This is a genomic window from Lutimaribacter saemankumensis, assembly GCF_900100005.1.
GTDB classification, from domain to species: domain Bacteria; phylum Pseudomonadota; class Alphaproteobacteria; order Rhodobacterales; family Rhodobacteraceae; genus Lutimaribacter; species Lutimaribacter saemankumensis.
Genome location: NZ_FNEB01000005.1, coordinates 101,747 through 125,572 on the forward strand (window position 1 = coordinate 101,747; position 23,826 = coordinate 125,572).

Consider the following 23,826-nt stretch of genomic DNA (forward strand, 5'->3'; position numbering starts at 1 on the left):
CCCCCTGACCCGGGGCGCGGCCGCAAGGCCGCGCAACCCGATCAGAAATCAAGATCGGCATAATGGGCCGGCGGCGGAAAGCCCGGCACCTGATCGGCCAGTATGCTGCGGAAGGCCGGGCGCGACTTGATCTTGGCATACCAGTCCTTGACCGTGTCGCTGCGGTTCCAATCCACATCGGATATGTAGTCGAGCGATGACAGGTGCGCCGCGGCCGCGAAATCGGCCAGCGTCATGCTGTCACCGGCCAGCCAGCGCCGCCGGTCAAGAAGCCAGGCCATGTAGTCCAGATGATACTTGATCGCCCGCGCGCCGGACTTGACGTTGCCGCTGTCGGGAAAGCCCTGCTTCATCACCTTCTTGTTCACCCGCTCGTACACGAGCTTCGAGGTAACCTCGCTGTGGAACTTGTCGTCGAACCAGGCAACAAGCCGACGCACCTCATAACGGCCGTCGCTGTCCTTGGGCATCAGCGCGGGTTCGGGATAGTTTTCTTCCAGCCACTCGCAGATCGCAGCACTTTCGGACATCGTGCGGCCGTCGATCTTCAGAACCGGCACCTTGCCCGCAGGATTGCGCCGCAGGAAATCAGGATTCTGTTCCCAATAGCGTTCCTCCACCAGCTCGCATTCAATCCGCTTTTCCGCCAGCGTCAGGCGCACCTTCCGGCAGAAAGGGGACAACGGAACATGATAGAGCTTTGCCATAAGGCGACCTCTTTGCGACACGCTCGGAAACTCGCCCTTGAATGCACTCTCGGGCGCGGAAATTCAATCCTCGAAACAGGCGGCGCGCCCATCCCGGCGGATCGTCTCTGCCCCGTCGAGAATGCTGGCGGCGCGTTTTCGCAGACTCGCTGTCGGGCGGGCGGCATTGCGGGCCTTGGGATTTGGCAGCACCGCGGCCAGACGGGCGGCCTGCACCGCGCTCAGCGCTTCGGGGCCGACGCCGAAATAGTGCCGCGCCGCGGCCTCGACGCCGAACACGCCTTCGTCGAACTCCACGATGTTCAGATAAACCTCGAGGATGCGCCGCTTTGACCATGTCGCCTCGACAAGTGGGGTGATCAGCGCCTCGAGCGCCTTGCGCGACCAGTCGCGCCCCTGCCAGAGGAACGCGTTCTTGACCACCTGCTGGCTGATGGTCGACGCGCCGCGCCGTGCGCCTTCTTCCAGCGCGGCACGTATCGCGCCCATGTCGAAACCCCAGTGCAGGCAGTAATTCGCATCCTCGGCCGCCACCACGCTGCGGGCCATGACCGGTGCAATTTCCTCCATCGGAACCCAGGCATGATCGACCGCGCCAAGCCGTCGGGATTCCTGCCAGATATAGGGCGTGGTCCGCGGGTCGATCACCTTGTAGGACAGCACCCAGGCCACCAAGAGAAAGACTGCGACCAGCACCGTGCGCAGCGTCCAGCGCAACACGAAACGCAGCGGCCGAAGCGGCGCGCGGCGCAGCGCGGACTTGAGCCCATCCTCGCCCTTTGCCCGCGTCTTCTTTTTCGATTTGCCCGATGATTTTGCCCGCGCCATGGCCCAAGCTATACCCGCAGTTGGCGATCCCGCAAACCCGTGACTTGGCGCGACGGCGATGCCGGAAGGAAAAAGCCCGGCCTCCTGGGGAAGCCGGGCTTTGTCGGTTTATCGCGCAGCGATCATTCGGCGGGGATCGCCCCCTGCTCCAACGTCAGGGGGTACGGAATCTTGTTCAGCATCTCCTTGGGGCAGACCTGCACGAAATTGGCACGCTCCGCGTCCCAATGCTGCAGGATATCGCCCGCCTTTCGGCTGCCGGTTTCGGCATGGTGCTGCTCGATCAACCCTTTGAGCTGATCCTCCCAGTGGTCGACCTCGACCGGGCAGGTCACGAGCGTTTCCATGTTCATCAGCGGCTGTGCCAGCCCATCGGGGTCATAGAGATAAGCCATGCCTCCGGTCATGCCGGCCCCGAAGTTGGCGCCAATCTGACCAAGGATCACGGCAACGCCGCCGGTCATGTATTCACACCCGTTCGATCCGCAGCCTTCGACCACAACGCGCGCACCCGAGTTGCGCACGGCGAACCGTTCGCCCGCGCGCCCTGCCGCGAACAGGTAGCCATCGGTGGCCCCGTAAAGGACAGTGTTGCCGATGATCGTGTTCTCGGATGCGACCAGCGGGCTGGCCATCGGCGGGCGCACGACGATGATGCCGCCGGACAGGCCCTTGCCGACATAGTCGTTGGCGTCGCCCGACACCTCGATCTTGAGGCCCGGAGCCGCGAACGCGCCCAGGGACTGGCCCGCGCTGCCGTTCAGCTTGACGGTCAGGTGATCGGGTTGGAGCGAGTTGCGCATACCGAAACGGCGCACGATGTGGCTGCTGACGCGGGTGCCCACGGTGCGGTGCGTGTTCTGCACCGCGTATTGCAGCTGCATCTTTTCGCCGTCTTCCAGGAACCGCGCGGCATCGCGCACGATTTCGGCATCCAGCGTATCCGGCACCTCGTTGCGCGGCTTGTTGCGGTCATAGACGATTTCGGCCGCGCCATCGACGGTGATGAGCAGCGGGTTGAGGTCCAGATCGTCCAGGTGCGCGGCGCCACGGCTGACCTGGCTCAGCAGGTCGGCACGGCCGATTACCTCGTCCAGGCTGCGCGCCCCGATCGAGGCCAGGATTTCGCGTACTTCCTGAGCGTAGAAAGTGATCAGGTTCACGACCTTGTCCGCTGTCCCGGTGAACTTGGCGCGCAGCGATTCATCCTGCGTGCACACGCCAACGGGGCAGGTGTTGGACTGGCACTGACGCACCATGATACAGCCCATCGCGATCAGTGCGGCGGTGCCGATGCCGTATTCCTCGGCACCCATCATGGCCGCCATCACGATGTCCCGGCCCGTGCGCAAGCCGCCATCGGTGCGCAGCGTCACGCGATCCCGCAGGTTGTTCATCGCCAGAACCTGATGCGCCTCGGTCAGGCCCATTTCCCACGGCAGACCCGCATACTTGATCGAGGTCGCGGGCGAAGCCCCGGTCCCGCCATTGTGGCCCGAAATCAGGATCACGTCGGCCTTGGCCTTGGCAACGCCGGCTGCGATCGTGCCGACGCCCGACGACGCCACCAGCTTGACCGTCACCTTGGCGCGCGGGTTGATCTGCTTGAGGTCATAGATCAGCTGCGCAAGGTCTTCGATCGAATAGATGTCGTGGTGCGGCGGGGGCGAAATCAGCGTCACGCCCTTGGTCGAATGCCGCAGCCGCGCGATCAGGTCGGTCACTTTCATGCCCGGCAGCTGACCGCCTTCACCGGGCTTGGCGCCCTGGGCCACCTTGATCTCCAGTTCTTCGCACTGATTGAGGTATTCGGCGGTCACGCCGAACCGGCCCGAGGCCACCTGCTTGATCTTGGCCGACGGATTGTCGCCGTTGGGTTCCGGCACGAAATGCGCGGGATCTTCGCCGCCCTCGCCCGAGTCGGACTTGGCGCCGATGCGGTTCATCGCGACGTTCAGCGTCTTGTGCGCCTCGGGGCTGAGTGCGCCGAGCGACATGCCGGGCGTCACGAACCGTTTGCGGATCGAGGTGATCGATTCCACCTCTTCCAGCGCGATGGGTTCGCCCAGCGGCTTGATCGCCAGCAGGTCGCGCAGATGGATCGGCGGGTTCGACTGCATCTTGGCCGAATACTGCTTCCACAGCTGGTAGCTGGCCTTGTTGCACGCCATTTGCATCATGTGCATCGTCTGCGCGCCCCAGGCATGGGTCTCGCCCGATTTGCGCGCCTTGTAGAAACCGCCGATTGGCATCACCGCGTCGGATTTCCAACCGCGTGCGTGCACCTCTTCGGCCTTTTTCTGGATGCCGCTGACGCCGATGCCGCTGATGCGGCTGGTCATGCCGGGGAAGTACTCGGCGCACATCGCACGGCTGAGGCCGACGGCCTCGAAATTCAGGCCGCCGCGATAGGACGAGATGACCGAAATCCCCATCTTGGCCATGATCTTGAGCAGGCCCTGGTCGATGGCTTCGCGATAGCGCGCGACCGCTTCGGTCAACGGGCCGTCCAACAGGCCGCGTTCGATGCGGTCGGCAATCGAATCTTCGGCCAGATAGGCGTTCACCGTCGTGGCGCCACAGCCGATCAGAACGGCGAAATAATGCGGGTCGATACATTCGGCCGACCGCACGTTGAGCGAGCAGAAAGTGCGCAATCCCTTGCGCGTCAGGTGGCTGTGCACCGCGCTGGTGGCAAGGATCATGGGCATCGCCACACGATCCGCCCCCTGGTGCTGATCGGTCAGCACAAGGTGCCCCGCGCCCGAACGCACGGCATCTTCGGCTTCGGCGCGGATGCGCTCCAGCCCCTTTTGCAACGCACCGGGGCCGCTGGCAAAGGTGCAGTCGATCTCGACCATGTCCGCGTTGAACGCATCCTGCACGCGCGCCCACTGCGCATTGCCCAGGAACGGACTGTCCAGAACGATGATCTCGGTCTGGCTGCTGCTTTCGTCCAGCACGTTCTTGAGGTTGCCGAACCGCGTCTTCAGGCTCATCACCCGGTACTCGCGCAAGGAATCGATCGGCGGGTTTGTCACCTGGCTGAAGTTCTGGCGGAAGAAATGGCTGAGCGGGCGATACTGTTTGGACAGAACCGCACTGGGCGTGTCGTCACCCATGGACGCCAGGGCCTCTTTCGCGTCTTCGACCATCGGCGAAAGGATCTGCTCCAGCTCTTCGATGGTGTAGCCGGCCGCGATCTGACGGCGGCGCAGTTCATCGCCGGTATAGATCGCCTTTTCGGTGACCTTGGCGAGTTCCTCGTCAAGTTCGGTAATCTTGCCGACCCATTCGCCAAAGGGCTGGCTGGCGGCCAGTTTGTCCTTGATTTCCGTGTCGTGATACAGCGCACCCTCGGCCATATCGACGGCCAGAAGCTGGCCCGGGCCAAGCGCGCCCTTTTCCTTGACCGTGCTTTCGTCGACGGGAACCATCCCGGCCTCGGACCCTGCGATCAGCAGACCATCGCCGGTGATCACATAGCGCATCGGGCGCAATCCGTTGCGGTCCAGACCGGCGCAGACCCAGCGGCCATCGGTCATGGCAAGGGCTGCGGGACCGTCCCACGGTTCCATCACCGAGTTGCAGTAGGAATACATGTCGCGCCATGCTTGCGGCAGTTCGACCGCCTGCTTGGACCAGGATTCGGGCACCAGCATGGTCTTGGCCATCGGGGCGTTGCGGCCAGCGCGCACAAGCGCCTCGAACACCGCGTCCAGCGCGGCCGAGTCCGAACTGCCCGACTGCACGATCGGCTTGATGTCCTCGGCCATGTCGCCAAACGTGGCGCTCGCCATGCGGATCTCGTGGCTTTTCATCCAGTTGACGTTGCCCTTGAGCGTGTTGATCTCGCCGTTATGCGCCAACATGCGGAAGGGCTGCGCCAGCCACCATTGCGGGAACGTGTTGGTAGAATAGCGCTGGTGATAGATCGCGAATGCGCTTTCAAAGCGATCATCCTGCAGATCGGGATAGAATTCGCTGACCTGCTCGGCCAGCATCATGCCCTTGTAGATGATCGACCGGCACGACAGCGATGCAAGATAAAGGTTGCTGATCCCAGCCGCGGCAGCCGCCTTTTCGATGCGGCGGCGGATGACGTAAAGTTCGCGTTCGAACTGTTCCTCGTCGACGCCTTTCGCGTTCGAAATCAGGATCTGTTCGATCTCGGGGCGGGTGGCGTTCGCCTTTTCGCCCAGAACGTCGATGTTCACGGGAACATGGCGCCATCCGTAGATGTAGTAACCCATCCGCAGCACTTCGGTTTCCACGATCGTGCGGCAGGTTTCCTGGGCGCCATGATCGGTGCGTGGCAGGAACACCTGGCCAACCGCCATCAGCTCATCCTTGCGCGGCTTGTGGCCGGTGCGTTCAATCTGGTCATAGAAGAACGCGACGGGGATTTGCAGGTGAATGCCCGCTCCGTCGCCAGTCTTGCCATCGGCATCGACAGCGCCGCGATGCCAGATCGCTTTCAGCGCGTTGATTCCGTTTTCCACGACCTTACGGCTGGGTTTGCCGTCAATCGAAACGGCAAGGCCCACGCCACAGTTGGCCTTTTCCTCGGCCTCGGAATACAGGCCGTTTTCGGCCAGCCATTTGCGCTTGGCCTCTTCGCGGCGCACCCATTCGGCATCATACTTGGTCATGTCTGGCCTCCTTTTCAGTGGTTGGCATGGCCGCCGTGACCGGCGTGACCATGCCCCCCGGCATACCCGCGCTCGCGCGCATAGATTTCTTTCTGGTCTTCGGTCAGCATCGGCGTGACCGTCAGATGCGCGCGCAGGTGAACCGCGCGCAGTTCGGCAAGAGCGTCGGAAGACCGCTTCAGCATCAGTTCGAGCCGCTGCGGATCGGCGTGGCCCATGCGGAACATGTGGCTTAGCATCGCTTCGGCCTCCACATAGGCGCTTCCGGCCTTTTGGGCGTCGGCCTTCATCGCGTCATAGACAGCCTGCACTTCTGCGCGTTGCGTGTCCGACAGGTTCAGGTCGTCCGCGAGTTCGAGAATGTGCAAGGGCCCCGGATAACCGCCAAGTTCCGCCGGCAGCGCAAGGCCCCAGCCGCGGCCGGCAAGGATCGCGTCGACATCCTCTTGCGAAAGCGATGCGATGTCGCGTGCGTCCATTCCGGCATAGGGCGCCTTTTCCGCAAGGGCCGCAAACGGGCCCGCGCCGATGCCGAACCCGGCAATCGTCACGGCGATCAATCTGCGGATGCTCTTGCGCATGTCTTTCGTGGTCCCGTCTGAACGTTTGCCGGCTTATTCCGCGGCAACCGCGGCCGGTTGATTGAGATAGTCGAGGATCGCTTCGGATGCGTCGCGCCCGTCACGGATCGCCCAGACCACCAGCGACGCGCCACGCACGATGTCACCCACCGCGAACACGCCGTCGAGGCTGGTTTTCCCGGTCGTGAACTCGGCCTTGATCGTGCCCCAACGGGTCACTTCGAGGCCATCCACGCCCCAGAGCTTGGGCAGGTCTTCGGGTTCGAAGCCAAGCGCCTTGATCACCAGGTCGGCATCTTCGACATAATCGGCGCCTTCGATCGGTTCGGGGCTTTGACGGCCTGTCGCATCCGGTGCGCCGAGGCGCATCTTCTGCACCATGACGCCTGCGACCTTGCCGCCTTTTTCGGTAAAGCCCTTGGGCGCGGTCAGCCATTCGAACTGCACGCCCTCTTCCTCGGCGTTCTGAACCTCGCGCTGCGAGCCCGGCATGTTCGCACGGTCGCGGCGATAGAGGCACTTTACGCTTTCGGCACCCTGGCGGATGGCCGTGCGCACACAGTCCATCGCGGTGTCGCCACCGCCGATCACGACGACCTTCTTGCCGTTGGCGTTCAGTTCGCCGCTTTCGAACTCGGGCACGCTGTCGCCGAAATTGGCCGCGCGGTTCGAGGCCGTCAGATAATCCAGCGCCTTGACGATCCCGGCCGATCCGGCGCCCGGGCCACCCAGGTCGCGGCTTTGATACACGCCCGTCGCGATCAGGACGGCATCGTGCTTGGCGCGAATGTCTTCGAACGAGATATCCTCACCAACGTTGCAATTCATGACAAAGGTCACGCCGCCGGCCTCAAGCTGTTCGTTGCGGCGCTTCACCACGTCCTTTTCCAGCTTGAAACCGGGGATGCCATAGGTCAGCAGCCCGCCGGCACGGTCATACCGGTCATAGACGGTGACCTGCACACCGGCGCGGCGCAGCATGTCGGCGGCAGCCAGACCACCCGGCCCTGCGCCGATGATCCCCACGCTTTCGGGGCGTTCCTGCGCTGGTTTGATCGGCTTGACCCAACCCTTTTCCCAGGCCGTGTCAGTGATGTATTTTTCGACCGATCCGATCGTAACCGTGCCATGGCCCGATTGTTCGATCACGCAGTTGCCTTCGCACAGGCGATCCTGCGGACAGATACGGCCGCAGATCTCGGGAAAGGTATTCGTGGCCTGGCTGATCTCATACGCCTCTTGCAGGCGGCCCGTGGCGGTCAGGTTCAACCAGTCGGGGATATTGTTGTGCAGCGGGCAATGCGACTGGCAATAAGGCACGCCGCACTGGCTGCAGCGGCTCGCCTGCTCTTTCGCCTTTTCATCCGCGTACTCGGCGTAGATCTCGTGAAAATCGGTGCGCCGTTCATCGGCGCCACGCTTTTCCGGCATGTCACGAGGAACGGTTACGAATTTCAACATAGGTTGCTTGGCCACGACGGGAGCCTCCGCTCAGATTCTTTCGGTCGCGACCGTTTAAACGAGTTCCGAGAGGAATAAAAGTAACTTTTGCTGACCTATTTTAAACATTTTGGGTGCGGCAGCGCAGAAAAAGAGTGGCGCAGGGCTGAATTTCGTTCCGTTTCGGACCTATTTGTGCGCTTTCCCTTTGTTTTGAAGGGCGCTAGCAAGGGGTGAAACCAACACGGACTGTTCGCATGACCCTGTTCCACATTTTCCTTGTCGCCGTGGTGCAGGGTATCACCGAATTTCTGCCGATTTCCTCGTCGGGGCACCTGATACTCCTGCCGGGTCTGACCGGGATGGAAGACCAGGGTCAGACGATTGATGTCGCGGTGCATGTCGGCACGTTGCTTGCCGTCATTCTCTATTTCTGGGCGGATGTCCGCATCGCGATTGCCGGCACCCCGCGGCTCCTGACCGGCAAGGCTGACACGCAGGGCTCTCGGCTTGCCCTGCTTTTGCTGATCGCGACGATACCGGCCGTCGTTTTCGGGTTGATCCTGAAAGTCACCGGCCTGAACGACGCGATGCGCGGCATCACGGTCATCGGCTGGACAATGCTGCTGTTCGGCCTGCTGCTGTATTGGGCAGACCAGACAGGCAAGACCGAAAAGACGGACGAAGACTGGGGCCTGGGTGACGCGATCAAGATGGGGTTGTGGCAGGCGGTTGCCCTGATCCCGGGAACATCACGCTCGGGCATCACGATCACGGCCGCCCGGATGCTGGGCTATAAAAGGCACGACGGCGCGAAGATCGCGATGCTGATGTCGATCCCCGTGATCATCGCCAGCGCAACCCTACTGGGGATCGAGGTCGTCGCCACGGCCAACGCACAGGCCGCGCGGGACGGCGCGATTGCGGCCGTACTTGCCTTTGCCGCAGCCCTGCTGGCGCTAAGCCTGATGATGCGGCTTCTGCGCGCAGTCAGCTTTACACCCTACGTGATCTATCGTGTGCTGCTGGGAATCGTCTTGCTGTGGATCGGCTACAGCTGATCAGGCGCGCAGGTTACGCGCCGATTTCTTGATCGCTGCATACTGCCCGGACGGACGGAACGACCACAGGTATTCCGGCAGTACCGCTTCGGTCGCGGTCGGCTGAATACCCAGATCGGCCAGACCCTTTGCATCCGTGGCAACGACATTGTCCACCGACAGGCTTTTGACCTGGTCGCGGGTGATCATCGCGTTCTTGACCAGCCCGGCGGTCGCCGCCTGCCCCATGTCCAGGAAGAACGCCATGATCCGGGCGATCCAAAACGGAACGTTGACGATCGGACGGCGCCGCTGGATGACCTCGAGCATTTCCTGCATCAACTCGCGGAAGCTGCGAACATCGGGGCCGCCAAGCTCGTAAATTCCGCTGGCCTTGCCATCGACGCCCATCACCGCGGCGGCGGCCACGTCATCGACATAGACCGGCTGGAATTTCGTATCGGCCCCCACCAGCGGCAAGACCGGCATCGAGGCGGCCATCGACGCGAACCTGTTGAAAAAGCCGTCTTCGGGGCCGAACACCACCGACGGGCGCAGAATCATCGCATCGGGCATGTGGGCCAGAACGCCCTCTTCACCCAGTGCCTTGGTCTGGGCATAGCGGCTGGGCCCATCCTTGTCGGCCCCGATCGCCGAGATATGCACCATCCGGGCGACGCCTTCTTCGGCAGCGATGCGTGCGATACGTTCGGCGCCTTCGTGCTGCACGGCATCAAAATTGTTCTTTCCACCGGCATCGAAAGTGCCCACGCAGTTCACGACCGCATCGGCACCCCGCATCACCGCGCGCACGCTGGCATCATCGCGGATGTTGCAGAAAACCGGCTCGACCTGGCCCGGTACACCATAGGGTTTCACATGCATCGCCTCATTCGGGCGGCGCACCGCGACACGCACGCGCCAGCCGTCCTTGGCCAGCCGCCGCGCGATATAGCGCCCCACAAAGCCCGATCCGCCATAGATGGTGACGAGTTTCGACATGTCTGCCTCCGGCGAAGTAAATCCTGTGCGTTCCTACCGCCAACCGCGGCCCGGAACAAGGCGGTAGAAAGGAATCTGAAAAAACGCCAGAATCGCCGTTGACAGTGCTGCGCGTCGGGTCTAAACGCCCTGCTCACGACACCTGCCCAGGTGGCGGAATTGGTAGACGCGCTAGCTTCAGGTGCTAGTGTCCGTACGGACGTGGAGGTTCGAGTCCTCTCCTGGGCACCATTTCCCGAATTTGTGATCATCCAGACCGTTCCGGCATTCTGCCGGGGACAAATATCCTTGCACCGCTGCTGGTGAGGTTGGATAACCCGGCAGACACCATGCAGGCCCCGTCAGGCACGCAAACGGCGCAAAGGACGATCATGACGAACCATCTATACAAGAACGATCTGCCCGATGGCCTGGACCTTGGTCCGGTGGTGGCCATTGACTGCGAAACCATGGGCCTCAATCCCCACCGCGACCGGCTGTGCGTGGTGCAGATGTCGGGCGGTGACGGCAATGCGCATCTGGTTCAGATCGAGAAAGGCCAGACCGAGGCCCCGAATCTCTGTGCGATGCTGGAAAACCCAGAGGTGCTGAAGCTGTTTCATTTCGGGCGTTTCGATATTGCAGCGCTCTACAATGCGTTCGGTGCGGTGACCGCCCCGGTTTACTGCACCAAGATCGCCAGCAAGCTGGTGCGCACCTACACCGATCGCCATGGCCTCAAGTTCCTGCTGCAGGAATTGCTGGGTGTCGACATCTCGAAGCAACAGCAATCGAGCGACTGGGGCGCATCGGCCCTGACCGAAGCACAGCTGGACTATGCCGCATCCGATGTCCTGCACCTGCATCGCCTGAAAGACGCGCTCGACCTCATGCTGGAACGCGAAGGGCGTACCGACATGGCGCAGGCCTGTTTCGATTTCCTGCCGATGCGCGCGAGGCTGGACCTGGCCGGATGGCCCGAGATCGACATTTTCGCCCATTGATCGCTGCGGATGACATATCGCGCCCCGGGGCTTGTGCGCCATGAGTCGCCGGGACAGGTATTACCCCCACATGATGGCCTGGCTGCGGATTGTCCTTCCGCTGCTGGCCCTTGGTATCCTGTCTACGCTCTTTCTGCTTTCGCGCAGCGTCGACCCGTCGAAAACCATTCCCTTTGTCGCCGACGAGATCGAGAACCGCGTAATCGATCAGCAGGTGACCGGGCCGGTCTTCTCTGGTGCGACAGCTAACGGCGATCTCATTTCCTTTGTGGCAGCGACGGCAAAGCCGGACCGCACCCAGGGTGAACGCCTGCTTGCCCAGGACTTGACCGCCCATATCGACTTTCCGAGCGGATCGCATATGGATTTCGCGGCGAACGAGGGCGTCGTGAACGATCGTCAGCAGCAGGCGCAGTTGATCGGAAACACGGTCATTACCAGCTCGGCGGGATACAGGATCGTCACTGACAAGCTGACCACCGCCATGGACAGGATCGAGGCCGAAACTGCCGGTCCGGTCACCGGAACGGGCCCTCCGGGGCGGATTGACGCGGGAAAAATGCAGATCGAAAGCGATCCGGACACAGGCAATGCCCATTTGCTTTTCACAAACGGCGTCAAGCTGGTATATGATCCGGCAAACTAGGGGGTAGCAGTGTCAGCCATTCGTCATGTCCTTGCCGTCTGCGGCTTGCTTTTTCTGGCATCTGTTGCGCAGGCGCAGACCACCAGTGTCGCCTTCGGAAACATGCAGCAGGACACCAGCCTGCCGGTCGAAGTCACGTCCGAACAGCTTTCCGTCGACCAGGAAACCGGTGTTGCGGTTTTCACCGGCGATGTGGTGATCGTACAGGGTGAGATGCGGCTTGCTGCGCCGCGCGTCGAGGTCATCTACAGCGAAGACCAAAGCAGCATTCAACGGCTCGAGGCCACCGGCGGTGCAACGCTGGTCAGCGGCGAGGACGCAGCAGAAGCGTCGCGGGCAGATTATGATATCGACACGGGGCTGGTCGTCATGACAGGCGACGTTCTGGTGACACGCGGCATCAACGTCATGACGTCGGATTACATGACGGTCGACCTGAAAACCGGGTCTGCCGAAATGCAGGGACGTGTGAAAACCATTCTCCAGCCGCAGGAGTAACCCGATGGCACGTCCCGAGCTGACAGTCACCGACGGCGATCTCGGCCTGCGCGTGGTCAACCTGCGCAAGAGCTACAAGAAACGGGTGGTCATCCGCGAGTTCAGCATGGAGTTGAACAGGGGCGAAGTTGTCGCCCTTCTGGGACCGAACGGATCGGGGAAATCCACGACCTTTTACATGATCGCGGGGTTGATCACGGCCGAGGCCGGGAATGTCATTCTCGACGGGCGTGACGTGACCAATTTGCCTATGTATCGCCGCGCCCAGCTTGGTATCGGATACCTCCCGCAGGAAATGTCGATTTTCCGGGGCCTGAGCGTCGAAGACAACATTTCCGCCGTTCTCGATATCGCCGTGAAGGACAGGCACAAGCGTCGCGAACGGCTCGAAGAATTGCTGAGCGAGTTTTCGATCGAACACCTGCGGCGCGCACCGGCGCTGGCCTTGTCAGGCGGCGAGCGGCGGCGGGTCGAAATCGCAAGATGCCTGGCGGCTGACCCCAAGTACCTTCTTCTGGATGAACCCTTTGCAGGCGTCGACCCGATCAGCGTCGGCGATATTCGTCACCTTGTCGCCGACCTGAAGAAACGCGGGATCGGTGTTCTGATTACCGACCACAACGTGCGCGAAACGCTGGAAATCATCGACCGCGCCTATATCCTGCACGATGGCAAGGTATTGATGTCGGGAACCCCGGACGATGTGGTGCAGAACGACAATGTGCGCCGCGTTTACCTTGGCGACAATTTCCGTATGTCCTGAAACGGCGGTCTGACGCATGAACGTGATGTTTCATCGGTTTCGATTGACAGCACCCGCCCGACTCGCCTCAAATGGGGCTATGACATTCTTGGGTTTTGCACCGCAACCGCGCATGGCCTGTTCGCCAAGGCCCGGTCGGGAACAATCCGGAAGAATGTCTCTTCTCAGCATTCGGGCATAAACAAACCGGCCGCATTCCGCTGTCGGGAAAAGACCCCGATTTGTCACGCAAAGGAGACAAGATGCTCTATCAGATTACCGGCAAACATATCGACATCGGCGAGGCCCTTCAGACCCATGTGAAGACCGAACTGGGCAGCACGGTCGAAAAATATGCCGGACGCCCCACGGACGCGAACGTCACTTTCTCGAAATCCGGCCATGAATTCGTGTGCGAGGCAACTGTGCATCTTTCCACCGGCCTGACCGCTCAGGCCAAGGCACACGCCACAGAAATCTATGCCGCCTTCGATGGCTGCAACGAAAAGATGGACAAGCAACTGCGCCGCTACAAGCGCCGGCTGAAGGATCATCACCGTGAACGGTCCGAACCGGTTGAACTCATGGGCGCGTCCTCGTATATCCTCGCCTCTGACAAAGATGACGCGGAATCAGAGCCCGAAACGCTCCAGCCGATGATCATCGCGGAAATGGAAACCCGCATTCCGTCGCTGTCGGTTGGCGAGGCGGTTATGCAAATGGAACTTGCAGGGGCGCCGGTGCTGGTGTTCCGCAATGAGGGCAAGGACGGATTGAACGTGGTCTACCGCCGCGAAGACGGCAACATAGGGTGGATCGATCCGAACTGATAAGAGAGGCGGCCGGTCACGCCGGCCGTCCACACAGACAGGACGAGCATGCAACTTTCCACGATCCTCAAGCCGGAGGCCGTCAAGGTCGTTTCTTCGGCATCGAGCAAGAAACGCCTGTTGCACGATCTTGGCGATCTCGCAGCCAGCGCGCACGGAATTGATCCAGCGCGCGCAGTCGAGGCGTTGATGGAGCGCGAAACGCTGGGACCGACCGGGGTGGGCCATGGCGTGGCCCTCCCCCATGCACGGATCGAAGATCTCGAAGACGTGGTCGGCGTGTTCATCCTTCTTGAAAAGCCCGTCGATTTCGACGCGGTCGACCGGCAGCCAGTCGACATCATCTTCGGGCTTTTCGCCCCCGAAACGGCCGGTGTCGAACACCTGAAGGCCTTGGCGCTGGTTTCGCGTACGCTGCGCGAGCAGTCGATTTGCAAGAAACTGCGCGCGAATGCGGATGCGCAGACGCTCTACACGATCCTGACAGAGGCGCAGACCGTTCAGGCCGCCTGATCAGCTCCAGCGATCGAAGCCGAAGGTCACGTAGTCGCGCTGATACACCTGCGCGGCAAGTGCCTCGATCTCGTCATCATAGATCTCGGCCAAAGCTACGGGTGCATCATCCTGCGCCGGGGCCAGTGCCGGAATTGTATCACAGCCGACCCGACGGGCGAGATCGGGCAGCGCCTCGCTCATTTCGGACTCACGCAGGATCACGTCTGGCAACGCGAAATTGGCAAATCCCTGAATCACCTGTGCCTGACTTGCCCATGAGGCATCGACACGAATTCCAGTCTGCCCGTTCAGGTTTTTCTTTAGAAACTCGAGAAAGGCCAGAAACGCCGTTCGATGTGCTGCGCGGTCATAATCCGCACCAGGCGCCTGGCCGGGGATCGGAAGCTTGAAAGCTTGCCGCAAGGTCTTGCGAATCTCAGCGTAGCTGCCCGGCCCCGTCGCCAGGATACGCCGGCAAAACGCGTCATGCGCACGCGCCACCGGATGGCGCAGAACCGTGAAACTGCGGTGCCCAGGGGACTGGCGCTTCCACTGGCGCAGGGTTTTCTGGGTGAATTTCGACTGGAGTTCTTCAAGCGCGACCCCATCGAGGGCAGACAGCCACGACATGACCTGCGCCTCGGGGCCCGAGCGCACCGGCATGTAAAGCAACGGCGCCTTTGCCGCCGCAACAAAGCTGGGCACCTGCGCGCCGCGGCGGGGTTCGAAATTGGGTGTGCGGCTGAGGTTGAACCGATCAAGGCGCGCCAGGGCATCGCCCATCGCGTCGAAATTCCTGACCTTGTCCGCCATCGGTTCGGGATTTTGCTTTTTCAGGCTCTGATCCAGGCTTTCCAATTGCCCCGATACCCCAAGCCATCGGGCAAGGCCGTTCATGACCTCGACGCTTTGCAGGTCTTCGTAATCCACGTAAAAGGCCGTTTGCCCGGTGATCTGCAGACCGTGCAACAGCTGCAACTGGAACGCCTGCAGGGCACCCAGATGCGACTCGAATTCGTCACGGTCGAATGTAATGCGGCTGTCCTTGCGCCGGCGCGCGTCAGTCAGTTTCCATTGGCCGGTCGCCTGCGCGATTTTCCAGCTCACATAGCTTTCCGCCGGATTGCGCGTCAGGATGATCTTTGCACAACGCGGATCGCCCAACACGGCATCCAGAACCCGCGCATCGTGGTCATGAAAGTACCGGAAACCACCCAGGCCTTCTGTCTGATCCCGTATCGTGGTCACAAGGCGCAACGGATCGGCATCGCGCATCGCCTGCGTGACACCCAGGATTTCGGTCGTGTTCGGGTAACCGATGAAATGCGGGTTGAACGCCTCGCCATGACAGGTGATGCCATCATAGGCGTTCAGGTTCGTTTCCAGGAAATTCGATCCCGTGCGCATCTCTGCGAAAACGACAAAGTAATCAAAGCGCGAAGTCATGGTTTACTTGACCAGGTAGGGTTTGCGCGGACGGGTTTGCTGCGGCCCAAGATCACGCTCGACCGGGAAATCACCCATCAGATAGGGATGCATGCCCTGGTTCTTGAGGTTCTGGAGGAATTGGCCAAACCCGGTAAGGTCTTCCATCTTCGGAACTTCGGCAAGCCGGCGCAGGGATTTGTTGCCGATCTCATCGACGATGGATTGCAGCGGTTCCATCGGTGCTTCGATGAATTCGGCCATCGTCCAGATGCGAATGCGCGCCTTGGCGTGGGGCGAGCGCAGGACATCCAGAAACTCGGATTCGATGCGCTGCAACTGCGCCGCTTCTTTTCGGATATCCGCGAAATTCCGGTTCGACTTGAACAGGGGAACGGCCCACGCACCAGACACAACCGAAATTTGCGCATTGGGGTCCTTGGCCATGAACCAGTTGATGTCCTGGTTGTCGCCCGGACCGAACTGAAAGCACTGTCTTTCGCCGCGCGTGTTCCAGACCAGGTTCGTCAGAAAAGCCTGCGGATTGTAATCGCGGGATTTGGGGTTGTCGGAAAGCGCGCCGTTCATGATCGTCTGGCGCTGCGCGTATTCGACCCGCGTCGGCCCGAACAGGTGGCCGTGAACGCGCGCGCCGGTCGCCTTGGTCAGCCAATTTTCGAAATCCTGAAAGAGATCCGAGAACCCGCAAAACACCGAATACCGCCCCGAGGTGACACCGTTTTCCCAGCCCTCGTTCGGAAAACGGCTCTGCATGTACAGACCCGATCGCCCACGCGTCCGCTTTTCGACGGCCTTTGCAAAGATGCGGTCGATCTTGCCCGGGTTCGGCTCGGTCCGTTTCATCGCGCCGGCCGGGTCGGTCAGAAACGCCTCGTACAGCCGGTCGGCATGCGGCCAGATCTTGCGGGCGACAAAACAGTCCGAGCGCCGCAAGAGCTGGAGATGGTCATCATAGAAAATGTGCGGTTTGCCCTGGAAATCGAACTTGGACAGCGTCAGTGATCGGCTTTCGATATTGGTCGAATAAAACCGTGCGAGTGTCTGGAAATAGCTTTCGTCCGGGATCCAGACCTTTGAAAAATACGCGTCATACGTGTCGCGTTCCGGGTCTTGCAAGATCGCGGAAAGCGTCTGCCGGGTCAGGCACCACCACTGGCTGCCCATATGCGGCACGATACCTTTCGGAATCTTGCGATACAGGCGCAGCCTTCGCTGAAGTTTGACATAGGCATCGAACATCGCCCGGTTCCGTTTCCAGCTGAACGGAAACCGCAGGGTGAAACGTTCATGATCCAACCCGCCAACCGTCCAGGGAACATCGGCGGTGGTCGCGCTTTCGATGAAATCGGTGCGCGGACGGTCGGCAAGATAGTCGATCAACTCCTGCACGGGACGAAGCGGCAGACAGGAGCCTGACGCAAGATAAACGTGGCGCACCTGCGGAAACTCTTCGAGCATGAGTTCCGATGCGCTTTGCGACGCCGCGACGATGCCCCAGGTGCCCCATTCGCACCGGTGTCGGCTGGAAAAGCGCACATTCGGCAAATCCGACAAGGCATCGACAAACGCGGAATAGATTTTTCGCGGAACGCTTTTGTCGGCATGGATCACAACCGGGCATCCGGCCGCATGCCAGTGGCGCGCGACCTGTTCGGCACGGCCAAGTGCTGTATGCACCAGCATGACGATCCCGACGGTCATTCGCACGCACCCCACTTCATGCCCAGTTGCCCTTGGACATGAGACCCAAAATTTCCAACTGCCGCCAATTTATGTACTTCTCCGACCACTTGCACCAAAGATCGGGATTGTCCTTAAGCGTTTCAGCGTAGGCCTTGTATTCGACGCTTGCCGCATAATGTTGTTTGCGGCTCAGCTCTTCGGCGGCTTTCACCGTGAAGGTGTCAAGAAACTTGGTATGAAGCAGCACGCCGCTTGCCTTTTCGCCCCCCCATTCGTCGTAGACCAGGTTCAGGCCCCGCGGCAAAAGCATATGGGTCGAACTGACATAGGCATACCGCCTGTCCCATTTCACCAGCGGGATCTTGTTCAGCGCCGGCGCCTTTTGCGGCATGTCGGGAAAGAAAACACGCGCGCGCGGCCCGCCTTGAATCCAAAGGTTCCCGAACCGGTGGTTCTTGGAGATCGTGTAGTTTCCTGAGTCGAACCAAGTGGCGATTTCAACGGGATCCTGGCCGGCGCGATAGGGTTGTTCGTCGATACGGCCCTTGGGGTACATATCCAGAAGCATAGCCGAAAACGACTTGATCGACGAAGCATCGAGCCAGTCGGTCAGGGCACGGATCGGGCGCGTGTCACAGAAGGGATAGACAAAAAATTCGTCTGGATCGACGACCAAGGTCCAATGACCATGCCCATATTTCCGCTGTAACCAGTTCAGCCAGTCCACCCCAAAGCGCGACCGCTTGTAGCTGCCCTTCGTGTGCCACAGCGACACGTCCGGCTGATCCGCAAGATAGTCGACCGACCCGTCGTTGCTGTCGTTGTCGACGATCAGAAAATGGTTGATCCCCATCTCGCGGTAGTAGTTCAGGAAATACGGCAGCCGGATCTTTTCGTTCCGCTGTGTAGAAAAAAGCAGGATATCACCGGGCCGGATCTGCGATGTCCGGTCGATCACAGTCTTCAATTCGCGACGCTTGCGAAACGCACGAATGAGCCACCGCTTTCGCTGCAGTCTCAGTCGGTATGATTGCAAAGCGCCCAAATCGTCGTCCCTGTCCCGCGCCGGACTGATCTGCCCGGGCGTGCACCTATACCAGTCTGCTTAAGACGGTATTGAAATGCGCGTCCCATCCCGGCACGTCGATCAGTCGTTTTTCGGATCCTGCCCGATTATCGGCCAATATGGCCATTATTATGCGCTGCCAAGGATATATGTCGTCAACCGATGCGTAAACGGGAATATCGCCCAGCGTTTCCCGATATACCGGCAGATCGTTGCAAAGAACCGGAACGCCCAGCGCGGCTGCCTCGATGGCGGGCAGGCCGTACCCCTCGGCATGACTGGGAAACAGCAACCCCGCAGATGCACCTAGTACCGCGGCCACTTCGGCATCGGTAAGCCCCGGCAGTTCGAACACATCGCGACCAATCATCGGGTCGGTGTCCAGGCGGTCGAACACCGCCTCATTGTTCCAGCCCCGCGTTCCGCAAATCAAAAGTTGAGGTATCGGAGCCTTTCCGTGCTGCACAAGGCTGGCCCATACATCCAGAAGAAAACCATGGTTCTTGCGCGGTTCGATTGTGCCCAAGGTAACGAAAAACGGACGGTCGGGATCAAATCCTTCGGGCCTGGGCCACGACACGGCCGGTTCAGGCAGGCCCACGCCCAGATGCGCCACGATAATCGGCGGTATCGCACCCCATGGGCCCATCACACGCTGCAAATCCGCTTCGGTTTGATGGGAATTGCAGATAATCCAATCGGCCCGCGCCCGCACGCGGCGTAGCATCGGACCGAACCGTTCGACCACACCCGCCCTCTGGAATCGCGGGAAATCGACGGGGATGGTGTCGTGCACAAACACGGCAACACGTGCTGCTGCACCCTGTACGACCGCCGTCAGAACCCTGTCGGTCAGGTTGCTGTGACCTATGTTGAAATAAATACCGCCACGCGGGACATGCTGCTTTAACATCCGCGTCAGTCTCTGCGGAAGGCACCGCGCGATTGCCAGACGCCGCACATCCGCCTCGGCCCGTCTGCGCGGCTCGGACAATCCCCTGCGCATCCGCGACAAACGGTCGGTTTGGCCCCACGGTGTTGTTCCGGCGAACCTGGCACGCAGCTCCGACATCCCGGTGCGATCGAGCAGGGCAAACCCATAGGCAGTGCGGACAAGTCCGAAAAGCGGCGCATCGCCCTTCAGAAGGTTATCCAGATAGGCACGCTCGACGCGATCAACGCCAGTCGGCATACGCCCGGCGCGGCTGACCAGCCGGGACAGATCCAGCAAGTATGCATGGTGCGATGGCCGGGGTTCGGCTGACACGGCCAAAAGGCCGCCTTACTCGGCGGCCTTCTCCAGCGAAACGACCTCGCGGAGGTACTGCGCCAACTCATCCCGAAGTTCGGGTCTGGACAATCCAAAGGACACCGTCGCCTGCAGGAAGCCAGCCTTCGATCCGCAATCGAACCGCTGCCCACGGAACCGGTATCCGAAAACATCGCGGCCGGCGTCGATCTCGGCAGCGATGGCATCGGTCAACTGAATTTCGCCGCCAGCACCCGATTTCATCTTGTTGAGGTTCTGCAGAACGCTCGGCGTCAGGATGTAGCGGCCGATCACGGCAAGGTTCGACGGTTCTTCGCCCTTCGCCGGTTTTTCGACCATGCCCTTGACGGAAACGACGGACCCCATGTCCTCTTTCACGTCGAGAATACCGTAAGCACCGGCCTTTTCCTGGGGCACTTCCATGGCGGCGACGATGTTGCCGCCCGTTTCCTCGTAGGCTTCGACCATTTGCTGAAGGCACGGCTTTTCTGCCGCAATCACATCGTCCGGCAGCATCACGGCAAACGGTTCGTTGGCAATCAGCCTGCGCGCACACCAGACGGCGTGACCCAAACCAAGCGCCTTGTGCTGGCGAATATAGGCAATCGCCCCGCTTTCCATGTTGGTGTTCTTCAGGATTTCGAGCAATTCGTTCTTGCCGGATTTGCGCAAGGCCTGCTCCAGCTGGGGTGCTTCGTCGAAATAATCCTCAAGCGCGCCTTTGCCGCGCGACGTGACAAAGATGAATTCCTTGATGCCTGCCGCGCGCGCCTCGTCGATCGCATACTGAATGAGCGGTCGGTCAACCAAGGTCATGATTTCTTTCGGAACCGACTTTGTTGCCGGCAAAAAGCGCGTTCCCAAACCGGCTACCGGAAAGATCGCTTTGGTAAGTTTTCTTCTCATATCCTGACCTCTAACTCGTGATCCACTTTCTGACGCGTGGCCTCGTTTTGCGCATTCTCGCACATAGAAATTGGTAAAACATGTTAATTTCCGGGCAGCGAGGGGAAAAATCGCAAAAATTCTGACCCGATGCGGAAAAAAACCACTTTCCGGGCATCATCGGCAATGTGCGCTGCGCCCGGATTCTCGTTTTACGCGATTCGAAAAACGCCACCATTGCCAGACAGGATCTTCTCTCTCGCTCCGCCCCCACAACCCGCCACGCTGATACCAGACCCCGTTCGGCAGGAATCGCACCGAATGATAAAGCGCAGTATGCGAAAACACATAGACGGACACAGTGGTTCCGTATTCGGCGCGCCGGGCGGCTTCGCGCTGCAGGCGCCCACGGCTCCAGATCCGGCCTGCCAGAGTTTCCACCGTCCCAGTTGCACGGCTTGGAAACGGCTGAAATCCGCGGGGCGGCGCGGGAATGGGCACGGCAGGCACAACCGGGCGCGTTCTGCCCTCTTCCACCCCGGCGTCAAAACCCGCCAAGGTGATCCGCACATCGCGTGGCTCGGCACGGCCATCGACCATCTGTTGCAGCAAACGCCGTTTTTCCGCACGCCGCATCTCGTCGATCAGACCGGGCCAAAGCGCCTGATCGGGACAGTGTTTGCGAAGAAAAACCATCTTCGACGCGCCGATCTCATGCAGGTCTGTCACAGCACGGTCCGCAGTACGGCGGACACTTGGCGCATAGGCATGATGCACCTCGGCCATCGGCACGACCGCCGTCGCATGGCCGGCATTGGCCAACCGCATGTTCAGATCGGTCTCGTCCAGAAAGAAACGGTAGGCCGGATCGAAACCACCCATTCCAGCCAGCAGGTCACGGCGAACGGCCATATTCGTGCCTTCGGTCTTGACGGCCCGGCCTTGCGGCGGGATCAGGACCGTCGGCCGTTCTTCGTCGACACGCGCGGGATATGCCCGCCCGGTGGCATCCACCACGCGGGCCTTCCATTGAAAGGAAATCCCGTTTCGCCCCCTGACGAACCCGCCGGTCGCGGCGACGCGCGCATCTTCGAACGGGCGCACCAGGTGTTCCAGCCAGCGCGGCTCGGGCACGGCATCGTCGTCGATGAAGGCCACGACATCCCCGGCGGCTTCGGCAACACCCAGGTTGCGCGCCTCCGAGATGTTCGCCCGGTCGAACCTCACAAGCTTTAGATGCGTGGAAAATGGCAGGGCCTGCGCGGCCTCGATCCCTTTCGAATCCGCGACGACGATCACTTCGTATTCGGCGTTGCGCAACCTCGCCACGCCAGCCAGGCAAAGCGCCAGGGTTTCTGGCCGTCCCCGGCTGACGATCACGACGCTGGCCCGCGTCAGCGTCATTCCATCCCCATCTCGGCCATCATCGCCTCGATCCGCGGAACGTCCTCGGGGTTGTTCAACTCCCAGAACTGGCGTCCGCGCGCGGCGACCTCGACGCACAGGATCGCACGGCCACGTTCAAGAAAGCGCAATTGTTCGAGACCTTCCAACTGCTCGAGCGGCCCGCTGTCCCAACCGGGATACGCCGACAGCGCGTCCGGCCGATAGGCATAGACACCGACGTGATGGAAAACCGGCGTTTCGGCGTCATCGGCATAGAGATCCGACGTGTAGGGTATCACCTCTTTCGAAAAATAGAGCGCATGGCGCGCCGCCCCGAAGACCGCTGTGGTTCCGCCCACCCGGCCCGCCTTTCGGTCGTCAAGAAACCCGTTCAGCGCACGCCCATCGCAGCGCAGAACCGGGGTTGCAACCTCGGCCGCCGGATCGGATCTCAATCCATCTACCAGATCCTCGACGAACCAGCTGGGCGTCAAAGGCGCGTCGCCTTGCAGGTTCACCACGATGTCGTATCCACCGCCCAGCGCGGCGTGCGCTTCGGCACAACGTTCGGTTCCATTCTGGCACTCCGACGAAGTCATCACGACCTCGGCTCCGAATGCTTCGGCGGCGTCGCGTATCCGGTCGTCATCGGTGGCAACCACCACCCGGTCCACGCCCTTGACGCCATTCGCGGCCCGCCAGCTGCGTTCGATCAGCGTGCGGGTTTCGCCGCTTGCGCCCGTCAGGCCGACCAGCGGCTTTCCCGGATACCGGGTCGAGGCATAGCGCGCGGGTATGACGATCAGGACGCTCATGCCGGTTTCAGATCGACACTTGGGGCATAAGCAATGAAGAACGGGTTGGCATAGCCGTCTTTTCCGTACGTCAGCGGGTTATGGTCATCGAAGCGGACAACCCGCCCACCGGCACCTGTCAGAACCGCATGACCGGCAGCCGTATCCCATTCCATCGTGCGTCCCACGCGCGGATAAAGATCGGCTTCTCCGGTCGCCACGAGGCAGAATTTCAAGGACGAACCAGCGGATTTCGTATCGGCCACGGAATACTTGCCGATATAGTCGTCAGTTGCCTGATCCCGGTGCGATTTCGACGCCACCACGTTCAAGGCCGCATTGTCCGCCACGTTCACGCGGATCGGGCGTGCCGTACCCATCTGCGCCTTTTCGAACGGGCCGTCTTCTTCCACAGCCGTGCCATCCGCAAGCGTGATGAACATGCGCCCCTTGGCAGGAGCATACACAACGCCCCGCGTCGGCACGCCGTTTTCCACGTAGGCGATATTCACGGTAAAGTCGCCACGGCGGTTGATGAATTCTTTTGTTCCGTCAAGCGGATCGACGATCAGAAACGTGTCGGCCCTGCGCGTATGCGACGCAGCCTGTTCTTCGGTCACCAGCAAGACATCAGGGAATTCCGCGCTCAACCCCGCCGAGATCAGGGCATCCGCCGCTTCGTCGGCTTCGGTTACGGGGCTCGAATCCGACTTCACCTTCACGTCGAAATCATCGGCGTCATAGATGGCCATGATCGTGTCCCCCGCCTCAAGTGCGAGGCGCCGCATCACGCGGGTCAGCTTTTCGTAATCCAAAACGGTTTCTCCTGTATCGTCCGCCCTGCGGGTGTGA

At 60.9% G+C, this 23,826-nt stretch carries 21 protein-coding genes and 1 tRNA gene; 8 read left to right on the forward strand and 14 right to left on the reverse strand.

The genetic code is table 11. From position 1 onward, the window contains the following. Nucleotides 1-41: 41 nt before the first annotated feature. From fzlA to BLT50_RS10955, 5 genes are all read right to left on the reverse strand, one after another. A complete protein-coding gene (gene fzlA, locus BLT50_RS10935) occupies nt 42-707 on the reverse strand; it encodes an FtsZ-binding protein FzlA (protein WP_090028728.1) in 666 nt (221 codons plus the stop codon). Nucleotides 708-770: 63 nt separating this feature from the next. Continuing rightward, nucleotides 771-1,535 carry a monofunctional biosynthetic peptidoglycan transglycosylase gene (gene mtgA, locus BLT50_RS10940; RefSeq protein ID WP_090028729.1) on the reverse strand — a complete coding sequence of 255 codons (765 nt, stop codon included), beginning with the start codon at nt 1,533-1,535 and terminating at the stop codon, nt 771-773. A gap of 122 nt (nt 1,536-1,657) precedes the next feature. Then, nucleotides 1,658-6,187 (reverse strand): glutamate synthase large subunit, encoded by a 4,530-nt coding sequence (gltB, locus tag BLT50_RS10945; protein ID WP_090028730.1) that lies wholly within the window; start codon nt 6,185-6,187, stop codon nt 1,658-1,660. 14 nt (nt 6,188-6,201) lie between these two features. Then, nucleotides 6,202-6,768 (reverse strand): Spy/CpxP family protein refolding chaperone, encoded by a 567-nt coding sequence (locus BLT50_RS10950; RefSeq protein ID WP_090028731.1) that lies wholly within the window; start codon nt 6,766-6,768, stop codon nt 6,202-6,204. Between the two features lie 33 nt (nt 6,769-6,801). Then, nucleotides 6,802-8,244, reverse strand: coding sequence for an NAD(P)-dependent oxidoreductase (locus BLT50_RS10955; RefSeq protein WP_175491458.1), 1,443 nt, complete (start codon nt 8,242-8,244; stop codon nt 6,802-6,804). Nucleotides 8,245-8,465: 221 nt separating this feature from the next. Here BLT50_RS10955 and BLT50_RS10960 point away from each other — a divergent pair, with 221 nt between their 5' ends. Next, complete coding sequence (locus BLT50_RS10960; RefSeq protein WP_090028733.1) at nt 8,466-9,269, forward strand: undecaprenyl-diphosphate phosphatase; 804 nt, start codon at nt 8,466-8,468, stop codon at nt 9,267-9,269. On the opposite strand, the gene BLT50_RS10965 is transcribed toward BLT50_RS10960, so the two are convergent. Further along, a complete protein-coding gene (locus tag BLT50_RS10965) occupies nt 9,270-10,250 on the reverse strand; it encodes a complex I NDUFA9 subunit family protein (protein WP_090028734.1) in 981 nt (326 codons plus the stop codon). It lies immediately after the preceding gene. Nucleotides 10,251-10,394: 144 nt separating this feature from the next. Here BLT50_RS10965 and BLT50_RS10970 point away from each other — a divergent pair. The 7 genes from BLT50_RS10970 (at nt 10,395) to BLT50_RS11000 (ending at nt 14,462) form a co-directional block, all read left to right on the forward strand. Further along, a tRNA-Leu gene (locus tag BLT50_RS10970) sits at nt 10,395-10,481 on the forward strand. A gap of 140 nt (nt 10,482-10,621) precedes the next feature. Next, a complete protein-coding gene (locus BLT50_RS10975) occupies nt 10,622-11,233 on the forward strand; it encodes a ribonuclease D (RefSeq protein WP_090028872.1) in 612 nt (203 codons plus the stop codon). 70 nt (nt 11,234-11,303) lie between these two features. Continuing rightward, on the forward strand, nt 11,304-11,879 hold the full coding sequence (lptC, locus tag BLT50_RS10980) for an LPS export ABC transporter periplasmic protein LptC (RefSeq protein WP_175491459.1): 576 nt from the start codon (nt 11,304-11,306) through the stop codon (nt 11,877-11,879). 9 nt (nt 11,880-11,888) lie between these two features. Next, complete coding sequence (lptA, locus tag BLT50_RS10985) at nt 11,889-12,377, forward strand: lipopolysaccharide transport periplasmic protein LptA (protein ID WP_425433952.1); 489 nt, start codon at nt 11,889-11,891, stop codon at nt 12,375-12,377. A 4-nt stretch (nt 12,378-12,381) separates the two neighbouring features. Next, complete coding sequence (gene lptB / locus BLT50_RS10990) at nt 12,382-13,140, forward strand: LPS export ABC transporter ATP-binding protein (RefSeq protein WP_090028736.1); 759 nt, start codon at nt 12,382-12,384, stop codon at nt 13,138-13,140. Nucleotides 13,141-13,382: 242 nt separating this feature from the next. After that, entirely contained in the window at nt 13,383-13,949 is a 567-nt protein-coding gene (gene hpf, locus BLT50_RS10995; protein WP_090028737.1) for a ribosome hibernation-promoting factor, HPF/YfiA family, read from the forward strand. A 48-nt stretch (nt 13,950-13,997) separates the two neighbouring features. Further along, nucleotides 13,998-14,462: a PTS sugar transporter subunit IIA gene (locus tag BLT50_RS11000; RefSeq protein ID WP_090028738.1), complete on the forward strand. Its 465-nt coding sequence runs from the start codon at nt 13,998-14,000 to the stop codon at nt 14,460-14,462. On the opposite strand, the gene BLT50_RS11005 is transcribed toward BLT50_RS11000, so the two are convergent. The 8 genes from BLT50_RS11005 to cysQ all read right to left on the reverse strand — a co-directional run bounded on the left by BLT50_RS11005 (nt 14,463) and on the right by cysQ (nt 23,789). Beyond that, on the reverse strand, nt 14,463-15,890 hold the full coding sequence (locus tag BLT50_RS11005) for a nodulation protein NodH (protein WP_090028739.1): 1,428 nt from the start codon (nt 15,888-15,890) through the stop codon (nt 14,463-14,465). A 3-nt stretch (nt 15,891-15,893) separates the two neighbouring features. Continuing rightward, nucleotides 15,894-17,591 carry a DUF5927 domain-containing protein gene (locus BLT50_RS11010; RefSeq protein WP_090028740.1) on the reverse strand — a complete coding sequence of 566 codons (1,698 nt, stop codon included), beginning with the start codon at nt 17,589-17,591 and terminating at the stop codon, nt 15,894-15,896. Between the two features lie 16 nt (nt 17,592-17,607). Beyond that, the gene (locus BLT50_RS11015; RefSeq protein WP_090028874.1) at nt 17,608-18,594 is read right to left on the reverse strand and encodes a glycosyltransferase family 2 protein; all 987 of its coding nucleotides are present in this window, start codon (nt 18,592-18,594) and stop codon (nt 17,608-17,610) included. Between the two features lie 70 nt (nt 18,595-18,664). Then, nucleotides 18,665-19,906 (reverse strand): glycosyltransferase family 4 protein, encoded by a 1,242-nt coding sequence (locus BLT50_RS11020; protein WP_245723362.1) that lies wholly within the window; start codon nt 19,904-19,906, stop codon nt 18,665-18,667. 15 nt (nt 19,907-19,921) lie between these two features. Next, on the reverse strand, nt 19,922-20,815 hold the full coding sequence (gene galU, locus BLT50_RS11025) for a UTP--glucose-1-phosphate uridylyltransferase GalU (protein WP_090028741.1): 894 nt from the start codon (nt 20,813-20,815) through the stop codon (nt 19,922-19,924). A gap of 156 nt (nt 20,816-20,971) precedes the next feature. Then, nucleotides 20,972-22,198, reverse strand: coding sequence for a glycosyltransferase family 2 protein (locus tag BLT50_RS11030; RefSeq protein ID WP_090028742.1), 1,227 nt, complete (start codon nt 22,196-22,198; stop codon nt 20,972-20,974). After that, nucleotides 22,195-22,995, reverse strand: a complete 801-nt coding sequence (locus BLT50_RS11035; RefSeq protein WP_090028743.1) for a 3-deoxy-manno-octulosonate cytidylyltransferase — start codon at nt 22,993-22,995, stop codon at nt 22,195-22,197. The genes BLT50_RS11030 and BLT50_RS11035 overlap by 4 nt, the downstream gene beginning before the upstream one ends. Then, nucleotides 22,992-23,789, reverse strand: coding sequence for a 3'(2'),5'-bisphosphate nucleotidase CysQ (gene cysQ, locus BLT50_RS11040; RefSeq protein ID WP_090028744.1), 798 nt, complete (start codon nt 23,787-23,789; stop codon nt 22,992-22,994). The genes BLT50_RS11035 and cysQ overlap by 4 nt, the downstream gene beginning before the upstream one ends. Nucleotides 23,790-23,826: the final 37 nt, after the last annotated feature.

Bases quoted from the DNA above. Each gene is read 5' to 3' on its own strand.
- fzlA (WP_090028728.1), bottom strand. From the start codon at position 707: ATGGCAAAGCTCTATCATGTTCCGTTGTCCCCTTTCTGCCGGAAGGTG.
- mtgA (WP_090028729.1), bottom strand. From the start codon at position 1,535: ATGGCGCGGGCAAAATCATCGGGCAAATCGAAAAAGAAGACGCGGGCA.
- gltB (WP_090028730.1), bottom strand. From the start codon at position 6,187: ATGACCAAGTATGATGCCGAATGGGTGCGCCGCGAAGAGGCCAAGCGC.
- BLT50_RS10950 (WP_090028731.1), bottom strand. From the start codon at position 6,768: ATGCGCAAGAGCATCCGCAGATTGATCGCCGTGACGATTGCCGGGTTC.
- BLT50_RS10960 (WP_090028733.1), top strand. From the start codon at position 8,466: ATGACCCTGTTCCACATTTTCCTTGTCGCCGTGGTGCAGGGTATCACC.
- BLT50_RS10965 (WP_090028734.1), bottom strand. From the start codon at position 10,250: ATGTCGAAACTCGTCACCATCTATGGCGGATCGGGCTTTGTGGGGCGC.
- BLT50_RS10975 (WP_090028872.1), top strand. From the start codon at position 10,622: ATGACGAACCATCTATACAAGAACGATCTGCCCGATGGCCTGGACCTT.
- lptC (WP_175491459.1), top strand. From the start codon at position 11,304: ATGATGGCCTGGCTGCGGATTGTCCTTCCGCTGCTGGCCCTTGGTATC.
- lptB (WP_090028736.1), top strand. From the start codon at position 12,382: ATGGCACGTCCCGAGCTGACAGTCACCGACGGCGATCTCGGCCTGCGC.
- hpf (WP_090028737.1), top strand. From the start codon at position 13,383: ATGCTCTATCAGATTACCGGCAAACATATCGACATCGGCGAGGCCCTT.
- BLT50_RS11000 (WP_090028738.1), top strand. From the start codon at position 13,998: ATGCAACTTTCCACGATCCTCAAGCCGGAGGCCGTCAAGGTCGTTTCT.
- BLT50_RS11005 (WP_090028739.1), bottom strand. From the start codon at position 15,890: ATGACTTCGCGCTTTGATTACTTTGTCGTTTTCGCAGAGATGCGCACG.
- BLT50_RS11010 (WP_090028740.1), bottom strand. From the start codon at position 17,591: ATGACCGTCGGGATCGTCATGCTGGTGCATACAGCACTTGGCCGTGCC.
- galU (WP_090028741.1), bottom strand. From the start codon at position 20,815: ATGAGAAGAAAACTTACCAAAGCGATCTTTCCGGTAGCCGGTTTGGGA.
- BLT50_RS11030 (WP_090028742.1), bottom strand. From the start codon at position 22,198: ATGACGCTGACGCGGGCCAGCGTCGTGATCGTCAGCCGGGGACGGCCA.
- BLT50_RS11035 (WP_090028743.1), bottom strand. From the start codon at position 22,995: ATGAGCGTCCTGATCGTCATACCCGCGCGCTATGCCTCGACCCGGTAT.